Origin of the sequence: Comamonas sp. A23, assembly GCF_004522605.1 — a bacterium.
Classification (GTDB): domain Bacteria; phylum Pseudomonadota; class Gammaproteobacteria; order Burkholderiales; family Burkholderiaceae_C; genus Comamonas; species Comamonas thiooxydans.
The window spans coordinates 179,222-196,371 of the sequence record NZ_RSDT01000005.1 but is presented as its reverse complement, the minus strand read 5'-3'; the positions used below and the strand labels follow the sequence as shown (position 1 = coordinate 196,371).

General features: G+C 61.8%; 14 protein-coding genes. 4 read left to right on the top strand and 10 right to left on the bottom strand.

The features are described from left to right. Positions 1-56: 56 nt before the first annotated feature. Together EIC84_RS13840 and EIC84_RS13835 are read right to left on the bottom strand one after the other, a co-directional pair. Entirely contained in the window at positions 57-530 is a 474-nt protein-coding gene (locus tag EIC84_RS13840; RefSeq protein WP_003067311.1) for a phasin family protein, read from the bottom strand. Between the two features lie 87 nt (positions 531-617). Next, complete coding sequence (locus EIC84_RS13835; RefSeq protein WP_003067312.1) at positions 618-2,321, bottom strand: alpha/beta hydrolase; 1,704 nt, start codon at positions 2,319-2,321, stop codon at positions 618-620. A 343-nt stretch (positions 2,322-2,664) separates the two neighbouring features. Here EIC84_RS13835 and EIC84_RS13830 point away from each other — a divergent pair, with 343 nt between their 5' ends. From EIC84_RS13830 to EIC84_RS13820, 3 genes are all read left to right on the top strand, one after another. Next, entirely contained in the window at positions 2,665-2,910 is a 246-nt protein-coding gene (locus EIC84_RS13830; protein ID WP_003053459.1) for a type B 50S ribosomal protein L31, read from the top strand. A 175-nt stretch (positions 2,911-3,085) separates the two neighbouring features. Then, the gene (locus EIC84_RS13825) at positions 3,086-4,810 is read left to right on the top strand and encodes a hypothetical protein (RefSeq protein ID WP_003067315.1); all 1,725 of its coding nucleotides are present in this window, start codon (positions 3,086-3,088) and stop codon (positions 4,808-4,810) included. Continuing rightward, complete coding sequence (locus EIC84_RS13820; protein ID WP_003067318.1) at positions 4,807-6,180, top strand: MATE family efflux transporter; 1,374 nt, start codon at positions 4,807-4,809, stop codon at positions 6,178-6,180. Before EIC84_RS13825 ends, EIC84_RS13820 begins: the two co-directional genes overlap by 4 nt. Here the strand turns inward: EIC84_RS13820 and phoR are convergent. From phoR to pstS, 7 genes are all read right to left on the bottom strand, one after another. Beyond that, positions 6,177-7,553, bottom strand: coding sequence for a phosphate regulon sensor histidine kinase PhoR (gene phoR / locus EIC84_RS13815; protein WP_003067320.1), 1,377 nt, complete (start codon positions 7,551-7,553; stop codon positions 6,177-6,179). The two genes, EIC84_RS13820 and phoR, sit on opposite strands and share 4 nt — an antisense overlap. Before the next feature lie 87 nt (positions 7,554-7,640). After that, positions 7,641-8,336 carry a phosphate regulon transcriptional regulator PhoB gene (gene phoB / locus EIC84_RS13810; protein WP_003053455.1) on the bottom strand — a complete coding sequence of 232 codons (696 nt, stop codon included), beginning with the start codon at positions 8,334-8,336 and terminating at the stop codon, positions 7,641-7,643. 18 nt (positions 8,337-8,354) lie between these two features. Beyond that, positions 8,355-9,056 (bottom strand): phosphate signaling complex protein PhoU, encoded by a 702-nt coding sequence (gene phoU, locus EIC84_RS13805; RefSeq protein WP_003067322.1) that lies wholly within the window; start codon positions 9,054-9,056, stop codon positions 8,355-8,357. 10 nt (positions 9,057-9,066) lie between these two features. After that, positions 9,067-9,843, bottom strand: coding sequence for a phosphate ABC transporter ATP-binding protein PstB (pstB, locus tag EIC84_RS13800; protein WP_003067324.1), 777 nt, complete (start codon positions 9,841-9,843; stop codon positions 9,067-9,069). 17 nt (positions 9,844-9,860) lie between these two features. After that, positions 9,861-10,751, bottom strand: a complete 891-nt coding sequence (gene pstA, locus EIC84_RS13795; protein ID WP_003067325.1) for a phosphate ABC transporter permease PstA — start codon at positions 10,749-10,751, stop codon at positions 9,861-9,863. Then, complete coding sequence (pstC, locus tag EIC84_RS13790) at positions 10,748-11,686, bottom strand: phosphate ABC transporter permease PstC (protein ID WP_034358718.1); 939 nt, start codon at positions 11,684-11,686, stop codon at positions 10,748-10,750. Before pstC ends, pstA begins: the two co-directional genes overlap by 4 nt. Before the next feature lie 173 nt (positions 11,687-11,859). Then, positions 11,860-12,891 carry a phosphate ABC transporter substrate-binding protein PstS gene (gene pstS, locus EIC84_RS13785; RefSeq protein WP_003067330.1) on the bottom strand — a complete coding sequence of 344 codons (1,032 nt, stop codon included), beginning with the start codon at positions 12,889-12,891 and terminating at the stop codon, positions 11,860-11,862. Positions 12,892-13,330: 439 nt separating this feature from the next. On the opposite strand from pstS, the gene EIC84_RS13780 reads away from it, so the two are divergent. Then, entirely contained in the window at positions 13,331-14,812 is a 1,482-nt protein-coding gene (locus tag EIC84_RS13780) for a Ppx/GppA phosphatase family protein (protein ID WP_003067332.1), read from the top strand. Between the two features lie 180 nt (positions 14,813-14,992). On the opposite strand, the gene ppk1 is transcribed toward EIC84_RS13780, so the two are convergent. Then, complete coding sequence (gene ppk1 / locus EIC84_RS13775; protein ID WP_003067333.1) at positions 14,993-17,059, bottom strand: polyphosphate kinase 1; 2,067 nt, start codon at positions 17,057-17,059, stop codon at positions 14,993-14,995. Positions 17,060-17,150 lie beyond the last annotated feature (91 nt).

Below are 17,150 nucleotides of genomic sequence, written 5' to 3'. Positions count from 1 at the left end.
CCGGCCCGCAGGCTGCAGCGCCGCCGTCTTTAGCTGAAGCTGCGCCAGCCTGTTGCCTACTTCTGCGGCGCTTTGCCGCTCTTGGCCTGAGCGGGGTCCTGAGTTGCCGGCGTCCAGGCCGACAGCCATTGCTTGAAGATGTCCTGCAGTGGCAAAGCGGGCAGATTGGACGCGCCGTCTGCACGCAGGGCCTCGGCCACAGATTTTTGCCAGGCCTCCAGGGCCTGCTGCAGACCGCTGGCAAAAGCCTGCTGGTTCTTGATCGCGATATCGCTGGCGCTCTTGGCATCGCTCATGCGGTCTTCGAGCCTGCGCATGAAAGCCTCGGCGGGCAGGCTGGCCAGTGATTGCCAGTCTTCGGCACGCAGCAGGCTTTGCAGTTCCGCCGTGGTTTCACTGATGCCTGCAGCACTGGTCTGCTGCGCGGCTGCCAGCCAGCGATGGCCACTTTCACGCATAAGCTGAGCGATGCGCAGTTGCAGCTCGGCATTGGCCTTGAACAGATTCAGGGGGGTCGCTTGAATGCTCATATCGTTCTCCCTATGGTGATGGTGGTGCCTATCGAGAGGCTGGCGGACCGTCCGGCATATCACCGTGACCGAACGGCTTTTGAAAACTCAATGCCCGAGCACGTACTGGCCCGGAGCGTCATACAAGGGCCCGCCGCTCGTGCCGCCCATGCGCGGCGGAGCTATCGGTGTGCTGGATCTGTTTTTGAGCCACTCGTCCCATGCCGGCCACCAGGAGCCCTGGCGCTGCTCGGCCTCTTGCTGCCACTGCTGGGCGACAATGTCCTGAGCGCCGACAGCCCGATTGAGCAACTGATAGCGGCGTCGCGGATGGCCGGGCTCGCTGACAATGCCGGCGTTGTGGCCGCCACTCGTCAGCACAAAGGTGACTTCAGCCGCAGTGTGATGGTGCAGCTTGAATACCGATTGCCAAGGCGCTACATGATCGGTGAGCGTTCCCACGCAGAAGATGGGCACTTGCAGATTGAGAAGCGAGACCGGCTTGCCATCGACCGGATAGCGGCTTTCACTGAGATCGTTATTCAGAAACAGACGGCGCAGGTATTGCGAGTGCATCCTGGCAGGCATGCGCGTGGCGTCGGCATTCCAGGCCATGAGATCGCTCATCGGTGCCCGCTCGCCCAGCAGGTATTGATTGACCATGCGCGACCACAGCAGATCATGGGAGCGCAGCATCAGGAATGCGCCCGCCATCTGATCGGCGCGCAGATAGCCTTGCTGGGCCATCTGGGCCTCAAGCAGGCTGACCTGCGCTTCGTCGATGAACAGCGCCAGCTCGCCGGGTTCGGTGAAATCGGTCTGCGCGGCCAGCAAGGTCATCGATGCCAGACGCTCGTCTCCATCGCGCGCCATCGCGGCTGCCGCAATGGCCAGCAAGGTTCCGCCCAGACAATAGCCTGCGGCATGCACCTTCTGCCCCGGCACGATGGCCGTGACGACATCCAGCGCCGCGCGCCAGCCCAGCTCGATATAGTCGTCCATGCCCAGATCTCGATCGCCGGCATCAGGGTTCTTCCAGGAGACGCAGAACACCGTATGCCCCTGATCGACCAGATACTTGATCAGCGAATTGTGTGGCGAAAGATCCAGGATGTAGTACTTCATGATCCAGGCCGGCATGATCAATACCGGCTCGGGATGGACCTTGTCGGTTGTCGGCGCGTACTGGATCAGCTCCATCAGTTGGTTGCGCACCACCACCTTGCCTGCGGTGACGGCCACATCGCGCCCCACCTGATACCCCTCGCAACCTGCAGGCGGCTTGTTTGCCAGCTGCGCATGCACATCTTCCATCAGGTACTGGAAGCCACGCACCAGATTCGCCCCGCCCTCTTTGACGGTACGTTCCAGAACTATCGGATTGGTGGCAAAAAAATTCGCGGGCGAAAGCATATCCAGCCACTGCCTGCTCCAGAACCCGACCAGACGCTCGTGATGTCTTTCAACACCCGGAACACCTTGGGTGGCGGCCTGCCACCAGCGCTGCTGAGCAGCAAAGCCCGCACTGATGACATTGAACGGCCATTGCCCCCATTCAGGAGCCTGAAAGAGACGCTCCGCCTCCTGCGTCTGTGGCCCGCCATAGCAAAGCCTGACCCATTCCTCCAGCGCCAGCCCTGCCAGATCCAGACGCTTTCCCGGGCTGATGGCAAGATTGCCGGCCCAATCCATCCAGGCCTGCCATTGGGACTCGGGGGAAACCGACAGCCACTGCTGCGCCCACATCGCACGCACAGCTTGATCAAGCTGCTGGCTGGAACTGAACTGAGCTTCGGCCTCGCGGTCAACCATAGCGGCCCCTTTTTGCTGCATGGCAATAACGCAACATCTTATGCGCTGCAGAAGTTGTTGCATAGTCACGCCCTGCCGGGAGTTGAGCCACATCAAGCTCCCGCAGCCGGAAGCGAAACCGGCTCCAAACACCAGGCTGCTACAGCTAGAAGAACTCTGCAGCCTTGCCTGGATCGGGCCTTCCGCCGAAGCTATCGGCCATGGTTTGCAAGCTGAACGCACACCACCACCTGCTGACGCATGCGGTACTGTTTTCTCATTGTGTGCAATAATGGAGAGCTTTTATGCGGAAAGTACACCGGACAGGCTGGTGCGGCTCCCGCACTTGACCAAAGGAAAGATCATGAAAGAAGGCATTCACCCCAATTACCGCGAAGTTCTGTTCGTTGACATGTCCAACGGCTTCAAGTTCGTGACACGTTCTTGCGTTTCCACCAAGGAAACCGAAAACTTCGAAGGTAAAGAGTACCCTCTGTTCAAGCTGGATACCACTTCTGAATCGCACCCCTTCTACACTGGCACACAAAAGTCGGTGGACAACATGGGTGGCCGCGTGGAGAAGTTCCGCAACCGCTTCGGCAAGAAGTAATTCTTACTTTTTTGCTGAAAAGGCAGCCCGGGCAACCGTGCTGCCTTTTTCTTTTTTGGGTGCCGCCCCACGGAATCCCAATGCTCCTATCATCAGAGCACCAAGCGCTTTGACTTCAAGCGCTTTCGCCTGATCTGGCCGTGCAAATTCGCACAGCCGCTACCGGATTGACTGCGTGAACCAGCCCACACCTGCCATCGTTGCCCAAAGCGCTGTACGCCGCCTGCCGCGCTGGGCCCTGCTTTTGCTGTGCCTGGCCTATGTGATGCCCGGCTTTGTCATGCGTGGCCCCTGGCGCTCCAACGATATGGAGGCCTTTGGCTATATGCGCGAGCTGGCGCTGGGCAAGACCGACTGGCTGGCCCCCAAGCTCTCGGGCCTGGCTCCCAGCATGGACGGCCTGCTGCCCTACTGGCTGGGTGCCTTGTCCTTGCAGGGTTTCGAGTGGCTGCTTGGCGCCGAGATGGCGGCGCGCCTGCCCTTCATCGCCTTGCTGATCGTGACCCTGGGCGCCACCTGGTGGGGAGCCTATTACCTTGCACGCACCCCTGGGGCGCAGCCCGTGGCCTTTGCCTTTGGCGGGGAAGCCCAGCTGATCGACTATGCCCGCGCCATGGCCGATGCGGCTTTGCTGGCCCTGGTTGCCTGCCTGGGCCTGGCCCAGCTCTCGCATGAAACCACCAGCTATGTCACGCAGCTGGGCTGCACGGCGCTGCTGTTTTTTGCAGCGGCGGCCATGGCCTATCACCCCAGGAAGTCAGCCGCGGCACTGCTATTCGGCCTGCTGGGATTGGCCCTGAGCGGCGCCCCCACTCTTTCCGTGCTGTTCGGACTGGGTGGCAGCGTGATCGCCTTCACACAGCGCAGCTGGGGCGACAATCCCGGCCGCGCCCACCGTCAGGCCCGCGCCTGGGCCGCAGCCTGGCTGGCCGCCACGGTGCTCGCAGCAAGCCTGACCACGGCTCTGGATCAATGGGTCTGGCATCTGGTGGACTCGTTCAAGGACTGGGATGCCCTGCTGCAACTGCTGCTGTGGTTCTGCTGGCCCGCCTGGCCCCTGGCTTTGTGGACACTGTGGGTCTGGCGCCGCCAGATTGCACGCCCCGGCCACAACCCGCATCTGTCCATCGCCCTGCTGTTTGCCACAGTCCCTGTGGCTGCCTGCCTGAGCAGCACCCCGGCCGATCGTGCGCTGCTGCTGGGACTTCCCGCCATTGCCACCCTGGCCGCCTTCGCCCTGCCCACATTCCGCCGCAGCATCAGCGCGCTGATCGACTGGTTCACGCTGCTGTTCTTTACGGCATCCGCGATTGCCATCTGGGTGGTCTGGCTGGCGTTTCAGACCGGATTCCCGCCCAAGATCGCCGCCAATATTGCGCGTCTGGCTCCGCAGTTCGAGGCCAGCATCTCCTGGCTCACCGTCATCGTGGCGCTGATCGCCACGGCCGGCTGGTTTGTACTGGTGGTCTGGCGCACCTCGCGCAATCGTGCAGCCATCTGGAAGAGCCTGGTGCTCCCGGCCGGCGGCGCCACACTGAGCTGGGTTTTGCTGTCCACACTCTGGATGGAGCCGCTGGATCATGCTCGCAGCTATGAATTCCAGATGACACAGCTGGGTGGCGAACTCAAGCAGAACGGCGCCACAAGCTGCGTGCTGACCTACGGCCTGGGCCGTTCGCAGATTGCGGCCGTGCGCTACTACACCCATGTGGATACGGCACTATTGCGTCGCAGCAATCCAGGCGACTGCGGCTGGGCGCTGGTCGACGCAGACCGCTGGGCGGGCGATCACAATCGCAAGCTGCGCCAGGGCTGGAGCGAGGTCAGCCGCATCACCCGTCTGGCAGGCCAAAAGGAAGTCCTGGTACTGCTCAAGTACACCGACCCCAAAGCCCCATGAAGGGCGAATTGCAGTACATAGGACGGCATGCGGGCACCGTGCTGGCCGGACAGCTGGCCGTCATGGCCTTTGGTACCACCGACACCATCGTGGCCAGCCGCTATTCCAACGATGCCGTGGCCGCCCTCTCCGTAGGGTCGGCCATTTTCATCAGCGTCTATGCCTCGCTGATGGGCATTTTTCAGGCTCTTCTGCCCTTGTGGTCCGAGCAGCGCGGCGCCGGTCAGCCCCTGGCCATAGGTCAATCGCTGCGCCAGTCCATGTATCTGTGCGCCATGGCCTGCGTGCTCGGCATGGCGGTGCTGCTCATGCCCGGTGCACTGCTGCACTGGACGGGCGTGCCCGATGCGCTGCAACTGGAGGTCAAGCGCTATCTCGCCGTACTGGCCTGGGGCTTGCCACCGGCGCTGCTGTTTCGCATCTACAGCGCGCTCAACCAGGCGCTAGGCCACCCCAAGCTGGTCACCTGGCTGCAACTCATCTCGCTGCTGATCAAGATCCCCTTGTCCATCTGGTTCACCTTTGGCGGGCTGGGGCTTGCGCCCCTGGGAGCAGTGGGCTGCGCACTGGCCACGCTGCTGGTCAACTACACCATGTTTGCCGTGGCTCTGTGGCTGATGCGCACTCAGGATTTCTATGCTCCGCTGGCGCTTTGGCAGAAGCTGGAGCGCCCTGACTGGCGGCAACTGGGCCATTTCTGCCGCCTCGGCATTCCTGCAGGCCTGGCCATTCTGGTGGAAGTCACCTCCTTCACCCTCATGGCCCTGTATGTGGCAAGGCAGGGCTCGCTCTCGTCCGCCAGCCACCAGATCGCCGCCAATCTGGCCGCCATCTGCTATATGGTGCCGCTGTCTCTGGCCATTGCGACCAGCGCCCGCGTCAGCTATTGGCGCGGCGCCGGTGACGAAGCCCAGGCCAGGACGCTGATTCAACAGTGTTTCAAGCTTGCTCTGTTCATCGGTATTGCGACAGCAGCTACGCTCTTGATCGCTCGCACCTGGATTGCAGACATCTACACCGACTCCCCGCGGGTGCTGGCAATGACGTCCTGGCTGCTGATCTGCGTGGCTGCATACCATGTGGCGGACTGCGTGCAGACCTATTGCATTTTCGTGCTGCGCTGCTATCGCGTGACCGTGGCGCCTCTGGTGATCTATTGCCTGCTGCTGTGGGGCTGCGGCCTGGGCCTTGGCTACTGGCTGACCTACCGATGGCAAGCAGCCGAAGGCTGGCTGGACTGGCAGGCCACGCCCATGCCCTTCTGGGTTTGCAGCGCGGCGGCCCTGTTTGTCACGGCCATGGCCTTCAGCAGCATTTTGCACAGAGCCATACGACCTCCAAAGCCGCAGGCCCAGCCTGGAGCCTCCTAGTGAGAAAGTGCCTTGGCGGGCGCTTCAGCAACTGGCCGCACACGGCTGGGCGGGAAGGTGACGGCGAATTCCGAACCCTTGCCCAGCTCACTCTCAATACTGAGCCTTGCGCCATGCCGCTGCAGCACATGCTTGACGATGGCCAGCCCCAGGCCGGTGCCGCCCGTGTCACGTGAGCGGCTGCGATCCACGCGATAAAAGCGCTCCGTCAGGCGCGACACATGCTTCTCGTCGATGCCGGGGCCGGAGTCCTTGACGGCAAAGCGGGCCGATCCATCGGGCAGCAGTTGCCAGCGCACATCGATCTGCCCGCCAGCCGGCGTGTAGCGCATGGCATTGGCCAACAGATTGGAAAACGCGCTGTGCAGCTCTGCGCTCGCGCCTGCCAGATCTCCGGCCTGCCGCAGCGCCTGCTCATCAGGAAAGTTCAGCACATGGGGTTTGGCCTGCTTGCGCGTCAAGGCATTGGACAGGCCACGAGCCTCGTTCTCACAGCGATTGAGCAGTTGCGCCACCGACACCCAGTCATTGTTGCTGGGCAGCGGGCTTCCCTCCAGGCGCGACAGGGTCAGCAAGTCTTCCACCAGATGCTGCATGCGCTCGGCCTGCTGGGCCATCAGCTCCAGATAGCGCCTGCGCTCGTCTTCCTCGAGCGGCAGGTTCTGCAGGGTCTCGACAAAACCGGCCAGCACGGTCAGAGGCGTGCGGATTTCGTGCGAGACATTGGCCACGAAGTCGCGGCGCATGGCCTCGGCCTGCTCCAGCGCCGTCACATCGCGCGCCAGCAGCAGCTTGCGCCCCTCACCGTAGCCGTAGAGCTGCACCGACAGCTTGACCGGCCGCGAAGGTGTGCTTTCGCGCCCCTGCATGACCAGATCATGACTGAAGTCCTGCGCTGCAAAATAGGCACTGAACTGAGGATCTCGCACCAGATTACCGATGCTTTGCAGCACATCGCGCTCGGCATCAAAGCCGAACTGCTTGGCGGAAATCTGATTGCACCATTCGATGCGGCCCTGTGCATCGAGCAGGACCACACCATTGGGACTGGCCTGCAAGGCAGACAGAATGTCATTGAGCCGCTGGTCGCCCTGCTGCACCTGCTGCACGCTCTGGCGAATCCAGCGGCGCATGCGCACGCTGGCCTCGCCCCAGATCCCTGCCAGATTGGGCACTGCGCCCAGCTCCGACTGGCGCAGCCAGTGCAGCAGCCGCGCGCCATTCCAGCTGTCCACCAGCCACCATATCCAGCCGCCGATCAAGGCGCCCGTCATGGCCGCCACGCATTGCTGCAGCACCGTCGCACCGGGTGCAACGAGATAGGCCCACAGCAGCCATACCACCACGGCTGCCGCGACCTGAGAAGCCAACAATCGAAAACCACGCCACCCCATATTTGCTTTCAGTTGTGATTTTTGACGACCCAGCCAGGCCGGGCCGAGGTTCGGGGGGAAGTGCTGTCAGGCCATGGCCTGGGCGCTGAAACGGTAGCCCGCACCGCGCACGGTCTCAATCAGAACACCCGCCACGCCCAGCGATTCTCGCAAGCGCTTGACGTGCACGTCCACGGTGCGCTCTTCAATGAAGACATGATCGCCCCAGACCTTGTCGAGCAACTGCGCACGGCTGTGCACGCGCTCGGGGTGCTTCATCAGATAGTTGAGCAGCTTGAACTCGGTGGGACCGATCTTGAGCAGATCGCCCTGCCAGCTCACGCGGTGGGCCGCGGCATCCAGCACCAGCTCGCCAATGCTGACCTTGTCCTGCACCTGTTCAGGCGCACGGCGGCGCAGCACGGCACGAATGCGGGCCAGCAGCTCCTGGGTGGAGAAAGGCTTGGTGATGTAGTCATCCGCACCGGCATCCAGTCCCGCCACCTTGTCGGGCTCGTCGCCACGCGCCGTCAGCATGAGAATGGGCACGGCCTTGGTGCGGCTGTCGGCACGCCATTTGCGAGCCAGAGACAGACCGCTGGCCCCGGGCAGCATCCAGTCGAGCAAAATCACGTCGGGCAGCACGGCATCAAGCTCGCGCTGCGCCGAAACGCCGTCTTCCGCCCAGACGGGCTGGAAGCCGTTATGCCTCAAATTGACCGCGATCAACTCTGCAATCGCAGGTTCGTCCTCCACGATGAGGACCATGGGCATCTTCTTCATCCCTGAGTAGCCTCCGTCTTACAACACCGCAGATTCGATTTCAGCCATGGTCTGATGGCGCACATCCTTGCCCTCGACCAGGTAGATGATCAGCTCGGCCACGTTCTTGGAGTGGTCGCCGATACGCTCGATGGCCTTGGCCAGGAACAGCAGGTCCAGGCTGGCGGAGATGGTGCGCGGATCTTCCATCATGTAGGTGATGAGCTTGCGCACAAAGCCGTCGAACTCTTCGTCGATCAGGTCGTCTTCACGCAAGATGGCCACTGCCGCCTTGGTGTCCAGTCGTGCGAAGGCATCCAGGGTCTTGCGCAGCAGCTCGGAAGCCATCTGTGCCGCCATGCGCAATTCGCCGCTGGGCAGCGAACGGGCAGCGCCGCTTTCGATGATGGACTTGACCATGCGCGCCATCTTGCAGGCTTCGTCGCCCATGCGCTCCAGGTTGGCCGTGGCCTTGGAGAAGGCGATCAGCAGGCGCAGGTCGCGGGCCGTGGGCTGGCGGCGCGCAATGATGGACGACAGCTCATGGTCGATCTCGACCTCCATGGCGTTGACGCGCTGCTCGGTGCTGATGACCTGCTCAACCGCTTCGGTGCTGAAGCTGGTCAGTGCGTAGACGGCATTGCTGATCTGCGACTCGACCAGACCGCCCAGCTCCATGACGCGTGCCGAGACACGATTGAGTTCGGAGTCGAACTGCGTGGACAAATGTTTTTCTGTCATTTTTAAGTCCTTAGCCGAAGCGGCCTGTGATGTAGTCTTCCGTTTCCTTGCGCTGGGGCTTGAAGAACATTTTTTCGGTGTCGCCAAACTCCACCAGATCCCCCAGATACATATAGGCCGTGTAGTCGCTGCAACGGGCGGCCTGCTGCATGTTGTGTGTCACGATGACCACGGTGTAGTCGTTCTTCAGCTCCGCGATCAGCTCCTCGATCTTGGCCGTGGAGATGGGGTCCAGCGCCGAGCAGGGCTCGTCCAGCAGCAGCACTTCGGGCTTGATGGCAATGCCACGAGCGATGCACAGACGCTGCTGCTGACCGCCCGACAGACCCGAGCCGCTTTGCTGCAGCTTGTCCTTGACTTCGTTCCACAGTGCTGCCTTGCGCAGCGCCCACTCCACGCGGTCGTCCATGTCCGAGGCGTTGAGATTCTCGAACAGCTTCACGCCGAAAGCGATGTTGTCATAAATGGACATGGGGAACGGCGTGGGCTTCTGGAACACCATGCCGACCTTGGCACGAATCAGTGCCACATCCTGCTTGCTGGTCAGCAGATTGTCGCCGTCCAGCATGATCTGACCTTCGGCGCGCTGCTCGGGATAGAGCTCGAACATGCGGTTGAAGGTGCGCAGCAGCGTGGACTTGCCGCAGCCCGAGGGGCCGATGAAGGCCGTGACCTTCTTCTCGGGAATATCGAGATTGATGTTCTTCAGCGCGTGAAACTTGCCGTAGTAGAAGTTCAGGTCGCGCACGGCCAGCTTGATGTTGGCGGGAGCAGTGATTGCAGTCATGATCTTGAACTTTCGAATTATTTCTGGCGGGTGATGAAACGCGCCAGGATATTCAGACCCAGCACAGCCACAGTGATGAGGAAGACACCGGCCCAGGCCAGTTGCTGCCAGTTCTCATACGGGCTCATGGCAAATTTGAAGATGGTGACCGGCAGGCTGGCCATGGGCTTGCTCATGTCGGCATTCCAGAACTGGTTGTTCAGCGCCGTGAACAGCAGCGGAGCGGTCTCTCCTGCAATACGGGCCACTGCCAGCAGCACACCGGTGATCACGCCGGCGCGGGCTGCGCGCAAGGTCACCATGATGATGACCTTCCACTTGGGCGTACCCAGCGCATAAGCTGCTTCACGCAGGCTGGCGGGAACCAGCACCAGCATGTTTTCCGTGGTGCGGATGACCACGGGAATCACGATCAGCGCCAGCGCGATCACGCCGGCCATGCCGGAGAAGCTCTTGAAGCGCACCACCACCACGGTATAGACAAACAGACCGATGACGATGGAGGGTGCCGACAGCAGAATGTCGTTGACGAAGCGGGTGGTGGAAGCCAGCCAGCCTTTTTTGTCGTACTCGGCCAGATAGACCCCGGCCATCACGCCGATAGGCGTGCCCACGAAAGTGGCCAGCGCCACCATCATCAGCGAGCCCCAGATGGCATTGGCAATACCGCCCTCCTCGTTGGGAGGAGGCGTCATCTGCGAGAACAGTGCGAAGTTCAGACCGCCCAAGCCCTGGCGAATGGTTTCCCAGAGAATCCAGACCAGCCAGAACACGCCAAACAGCATGGCGGCCATGGACAGGGTCAGCGCGACCTGATTGAGGCGCTTGCGCTTGTTGTACTTGGCCTGACGCACCGCAGCCAGATCGGCTGCGTCGAGCATTTTGGTGGAGGTGGAGGTCGGGCTCATGAGCGGGCTCCTTCGTTCTTCTGCAGACGGTTGAGCAGCAGCTTGGAGCAGGCCAGCACCACGAAGGTGATGAAGAACAGCACCAGACCCAGATAGATCAGCGACGCCTGATGCAGGCCCTCGCCCGCTTCGGCAAACTCATTGGCCAGCGCCGAGGTGATGCTGTTCGCAGCCTCGAACACGGACAGGGAATTGAGCTGGTTCATGTTGCCGATCACAAAGGTCACGGCCATGGTCTCGCCCAGTGCACGGCCCAGGCCTAGCATGACGCCGCCCAGCACGCCGGTCTTGGTATAGGGCAGCACCACTTTCCAGACCACTTCCCAGGTCGTGGAGCCCAGACCGTAGGCCGACTCCTTGAGCAGCGCCGGCGTGACTTCGAACACATCGCGCATCACGGAGGCGATGAAGGGGATGATCATGATGGCCAGAATGATGCCGGCCGACAAAATACCGATACCCACGGGAGGGCCGGAAACAAAAGCGCCCAGATAGGGCACACCGGTCAGCAGGTTCTGCAAGGGCTGCTGCACATAGGTGGCCAGCACGGGGCCGAACACCATCAGGCCCCACATGCCGTAAACAATGGAGGGAACTGCGGCCAGCAACTCGATGGCAGTGCCCAGAGGGCGCTTGAGCCAGGCGGGCGAGAGTTCCGTCAGAAACAGGGCAATGCCGAAGCTCACGGGCACTGCAATGATGAGCGCGATGGCCGAAGTGGCCAGCGTGCCGTAAATCATGACCAGACCGCCGTATTGATCCTGCACGGGGTCCCAGACACTGCTGGTCAGAAAGCTCAGACCATATTCGGAGATGGCGGGCCAGGCGCCGAAGATCAGCGAAACCATGATGGCCAACAGCAGCACCAGCGTCAAAATTGCTGCGCTGCGTGCCAGGCCACCAAACAAACGATCCGCCATACGTCCCGAGATCATCGGAGCACGTGGCGGAGAGGGAGAGCGTCGCTTGGCGGCATCGGTGGGGGCTGCAGCCAGCGAACTGGAGGGCGACGTAGTGGACACGTGAGCGCCTTTATTCGCAAAGGGTTGAAACAAGCAGCGAACATACCGTCCGGCACGGCAGCCCGCTGCTCACTGATGACACGAAATTACTTGGAAACAACCTTGCCCGAAGCGTCCTTGATATCGTTCCAGGACTTGTAGATCACGTTCTTGACAGCGTCGGGCATGGGCACATAGTCCAGATCGGCGGCAGTCTTGTCACCTTGCTTGTAAGCCCAGTCGAAGAACTTCAGCGAGGTGGCGGCCTGAGCAGGCTTTTCCTGAGTCTTGTGCATCAGGATGAAGGTTGCCGAGGTGATGGGCCAGGCGTTCTTGCCGGGCTGGTTGGTCAGGATCTGGTAGAAGCTCTTGGCCCAGTCAGCGCCAGCAGCAGCTGCCTTGAAGGTCTCGTCGTCAGGAGAGACAAAAGCGCCTTCCTTGTTCTGCAGCTGTGTGTAGGTCAGCTTGTTCTGCTTCACATAGGCGTACTCGACATAGCCGATGGAGTTGGGCAGGCGACCCACAAAGGCGGCAACGCCTTCGTTACCCTTGCCGCCGGCACCGGTAGGCCAGTTCACGGCCTTGCCCTCGCCCACTTTTTCCTTCCACTCGGCATTGACCTTGGAGAGGTAGTTGGTGAAGCCGAAGGTGGTGCCGGAGCCGTCAGCGCGGCGCACGGGAGCGATAGCGGCGTCAGGCAGCGCCACACCGGGGTTCAGAGCCGTGATGGCGGGGTCATTCCACTTGGAGATCTTGCCCAGGTAGATATCGCCCAGCACCTGGCCCGACAGCTTCAGCTGGCCGGGAGCCACGCCCTTGATGTTGACCACGGGAACAATGCCGCCGATCACGGTGGGAAACTGAACCAGCCCCTTCTTGGCCAGTTCGTCATCCTTCAGGGGTTCATCGGAAGCACCGAAGTCCACGGTCTTGGCTTCGATCTGCTTGACACCGGCGCTGGAACCCACGGACTGATAGTTAATCTTGACGCCGGTGGCCTTGTGATAGTCGGCAGCCCACTTGGAATACAGAGGAGCCGGGAAGCTCGCACCGGCACCTGTGGCTTCCTGGCTGGCGTTGGCAATACCCGCTGCAGACAGAGCACCAGCCACCAGAACGTGAATCAAGGACAACTTCATGAAACGACCTCTTAGGGTTGAAAGATTCGATGGAGTGACTTTAAAAACCTTTTATGACAAGGTCGTGACATGAAAATTTCAAGGCGCAACCGAGTGAAAGAGCTCCAAAGCGGTCATGCGAGTGTCATATTTCATTCGCAAACTGCTGAGCCTTGACCCGCAGACCCGGCCCGGGTAACAGCTTGTCGCAAGGCTGGAGTCTGATCGCCGGCAATGTATGACATAGTCTGTCACACAGCGTGAGCACACTCTGGCGGCCCAACCCGGCAAATACCTGCAAATACCTGACTTGGCAGAGGTTGAACCCAGCGCCCCACAAGCTCGATGACGGCCCGTATTGCATATTCCACTGCCCGGTGCATGTGTCGCCTGTTCCATCACGCTCATGCTCTGCCCGTGCCCCAACCCGCATAACAACAACGCATTGATTGGCTCAGAAATGGCTCCTGAATCGCTGCTTGCCGCCGTAGACCTTGGTTCCAATAGCTTTCGCCTTGAAATAGGCCGCATCGGCTCGCATCAACGCATCGAGCGTGTGGAATACCTCAAGGAAACCGTGCGCCAGGGCAATGGCCTGAACTCGCGCCAGGAACTCTCCCGCGAAGCCATGGAGCGCGGCTGGGAGTGCCTGGCTCGCTTTGGCGAACGCCTCAGGGGCTTTGATGCCTCGCATGTCCGCGCTGTAGCCACCCAGACCCTGCGCGAGGCACTGAATGCCGACGAATTCGTGACGCGTGGAAGCCAGTTGCTGGGCTTTCCCATCGAAGTCATTGCCGGCGAGGAGGAAGCCCGGCTGATCTATCGCGGCGTGGCCAGTTCGCTGCCGCCCAGCCAGCAAAAACGCCTGGTCATCGACATTGGCGGACGCTCCACCGAAATCATCATCGGCCAGCACAGCCAGCCTCTGCAAGTGGCATCGTTCGCACTGGGCAGCGTCTCCTGGAGCAGCCGTTTCTTCAGCGACGGCGCACTGAACAAGACCAACTTCCAGGCCGCCGTTGCCGCCGCCAAGCAACGCCTGACCCAGGCCCAGTTCGCCTACCCGGGCACGGCCTGGGACTGCGCCTATGCATCCTCCGGCACGGCCAACGCCGTGGCCGACGCTCTCACGGCCCAGGGCCTGGACGGGCAGGTGATCACGCCCGCCAAGCTGCGCTACCTCTACGAGCTGCTGCTGGACATCGGTCATGTGGAGCGCCTGCGCATGCCGGGCCTCAAGGAAGATCGCCGCCCGGTGGTCGCAGGCGGCATCAGCGTGATGATGGCCGTGGTCGACCTGTTGGGCATTACCGAGCTGGAAGTTGCACAGGGCGCACTGCGCCAGGGAGCTTTGCACGACCTGCTCGACCATGAGCCCCCTGCCGACAAGGAGGCCGCGGAAGTCGGCGCACTGCAACTGGACTTCGGCGTGGACGTACCCCATGCCCAGCGCGTTCAGCGCATTGCCACCCAGCTGTGCCAGCAAATCCTGCCCGCAGAAGCCGCGCCGCTGAGCACTCAGGCCCTGGCCATTGCCGCGCAACTGCACGAGGTGGGCATGCGCGTGGCTCTGAGCGACTATCACCGCCACGGCGCCTACATTGTCGAGCATTGCGGCCTGGCCACCTGGGAGCCCGAGCTGCGCCAGCGCATCTGTCAGCTGGTGCTGGGTCACCAGGGCAAGCTGCGCAAGCTGGAGGACGCCATCGAAGAGCCGCAGCTGGCCCTGCCGCTGATGGCACTGCGCATTGCCGTGCAGTTGAGCCATACCCGCCGCGACCCTGACATGCAGGGCATGCAGATCAAGCGTTCGGGCTCGGAATGCAAGCTCTCCACACCTTCGGGCTGGATGCTGACCTACCCGCAATCCGCCCGCCTGCTCGAGGAGGAAGCCATGGCCTGGAGCAAGACGCCCTGGAGCCTCAAGCTGCAGCTGCGCTGATATCACCTGCCAGGCCGCCGCGGCCTGCAAAAGGTAAAGGGACTGCGAGGCAGTCCCTTTTTTTGCTCTGAAAGCCCTTCAAAAAGATAGCTGCAAGCACCTGTCAAACATTGATTTCAATACTAAAAACATATGAAAACATTGCATATCAGGCGCAAGGCGCTCCTTTTTTCAGAGTATTCAAACGCTCTTGCCGCCATAGCGCACCATCAGGGCCTGCTGGGCGCCCTTGCCCTCCAGCGGACGCGCGGGCTTCTGGTAAACGCCCGAGGCATCCAGCGTCCAGGCATCGCGGTCGTCGCCCAGATAGGCCACCAGGCACTCGTCGATCACACGCTGGCGCAGCTTTTTGTCAAGCACCGGCCAGGCCAGCTCCACGCGGCTGAGCATATTGCGATTCATCCAGTCGGCACTGGACAGCAGCAGCTCTTCTTCCTGGCCCCAGGCAAAGTAGAAGACGCGTGAATGCTCCAGAAAACGGCCGATGATGGAGCGCACGCGGATATTGTCCGTCACGCCCGGGCGCTGCGCCGGCAACATGCATGAGCCGCGCACGATGAGATCGATCTGTGCGCCCTTGCGGCCGGCCTCGACCAGGGCGCGAATCAGGGGCTCGTCGGTCAGCGCATTCATCTTGAGCACCATGCGTGCCTTCTCGCCCCGCGCCGCTGCGGCGGCCACCAGGCCGATCAGCTCCAACATGCGGTTTTGCAGATGGAACGGCGCCATGACCAGCTTTTGCAGCTTGGGCATGGTGTTATGGCTGGACAGGTGGCGAAATACCGCATCCATATCGGCCGTGATCTCGTCATCGCAGGTCAGCTGGCTGATGTCGGTGTAAAGGCGCGCGCTGCGGGCGTTGTAGTTGCCCGTGGACAGATGGGCATAGCGCTTGAGCTGGTTGTTGCGCTTTTCACGGCGCGTGATGAGCAGCATCTTGGCATGGGTCTTGAGACCGACCACCCCGTACACCACCTGCACGCCCAGCGACTCCAGCTTTTCCGCCCAGTTGATATTGGCCTCTTCGTCAAAGCGCGCCTTGAGCTCCAGCACGGCCAGCACCTCCTTGCCGCGGCTCACGGCCTCGGCCAGCAGGCTCATGATCTCGGAGTCGGTGCCCGTGCGGTAGATGGTCTGCTTGATGGCCAGCACCTGCGGATCGTTCACGGCCTCGCGCAGCAACTCCAGCACGCCATCGAAACTCTCGAAGGGCTGATGGATGATGATGTCGCTCTTGCGCATCTGCGCCAGGATGGAGCGGCCTAGCACGAGCTGCGTGGGCCAGGCCGGCTTCCACTTGGGAAACAGCAGGGCCGGGTCGTCGACCAGATCGATCAGCTGCATCTGGCGCACCAGATTCACCGGCCCCTTGACGCGGAACAGCGCCTCGGCCGGCAGGCCGTATTGCTCCAGCAGCAGGTCAGAGAGCACCACAGAGCAGGACGAGGACACCTCCAGACGCACGGCCTGACCGTAATGGCGGTGATGCAGGCCCTGGCGCAGGGCCATGCGCAGATCCACCACATCGTCCTCATCCACGGCCAGATCGGAGTGGCGGGTGACACGGAACTGCGAGAACTCCGACACTTCGCGCCCCGGGAACAGCTCGGCCAGATGGGCACGCACCACGCTGGAGATGCTGACAAACAGCTTTTGCTTGCCCGAGATCTTCTCGGGCAGACGGATCAGGCGCGGCAAGGCACGCGGCACCTTGACAATGGCCACTTCATTGGCCCTCCCGAAGGCATCCACGCCATTGAGGCGCACGATGAAATTCAAGGCCTTGTTGGCGACCTGCGGGAAGGGATGCGACGGATCCAGCCCCACCGGCATCAGCAGGGGCTGCACCTCGCGCATGAAGTACTCGCGCACCCATTTGCGCTGCGCCACGCTGCGCTCGCCGTGAGAAACCAGGCGAATCGCATGCTTGTCGAACGCGGGAATGATGGACTGGTTATAGAGCTGGTACTGCTTGGCCACCAGGCCGTGGGCCGTGGTCATCAGTCGCTCGAAGCTGGCGCGCGAGTATGGCCCCTGTTCATCCCCGACCTTGGCGGCAGAGACATGAGGTGCACAGCGCACCTCGAACCACTCGTCGAGATTGGAAGACACGATGCACAGATAGCGCAGGCGCTCGAGCAGCGGCACATCCTCGCGCTCGGCCCAGTTCAGCACGCGCTCATTGAAGACCAGAATGCTTTGATCGCGGTCCAGCAACTCCAGAGTCGGCTCGATCACAGGCGGCATGGCTACCTCGTTCTTGGACGCCGCTCGGCGTCGGCGCGGCGCTTTTGCAGGGGCCGGTGTCGCAGCGTCAGAAACGGCACCGGGCACACCA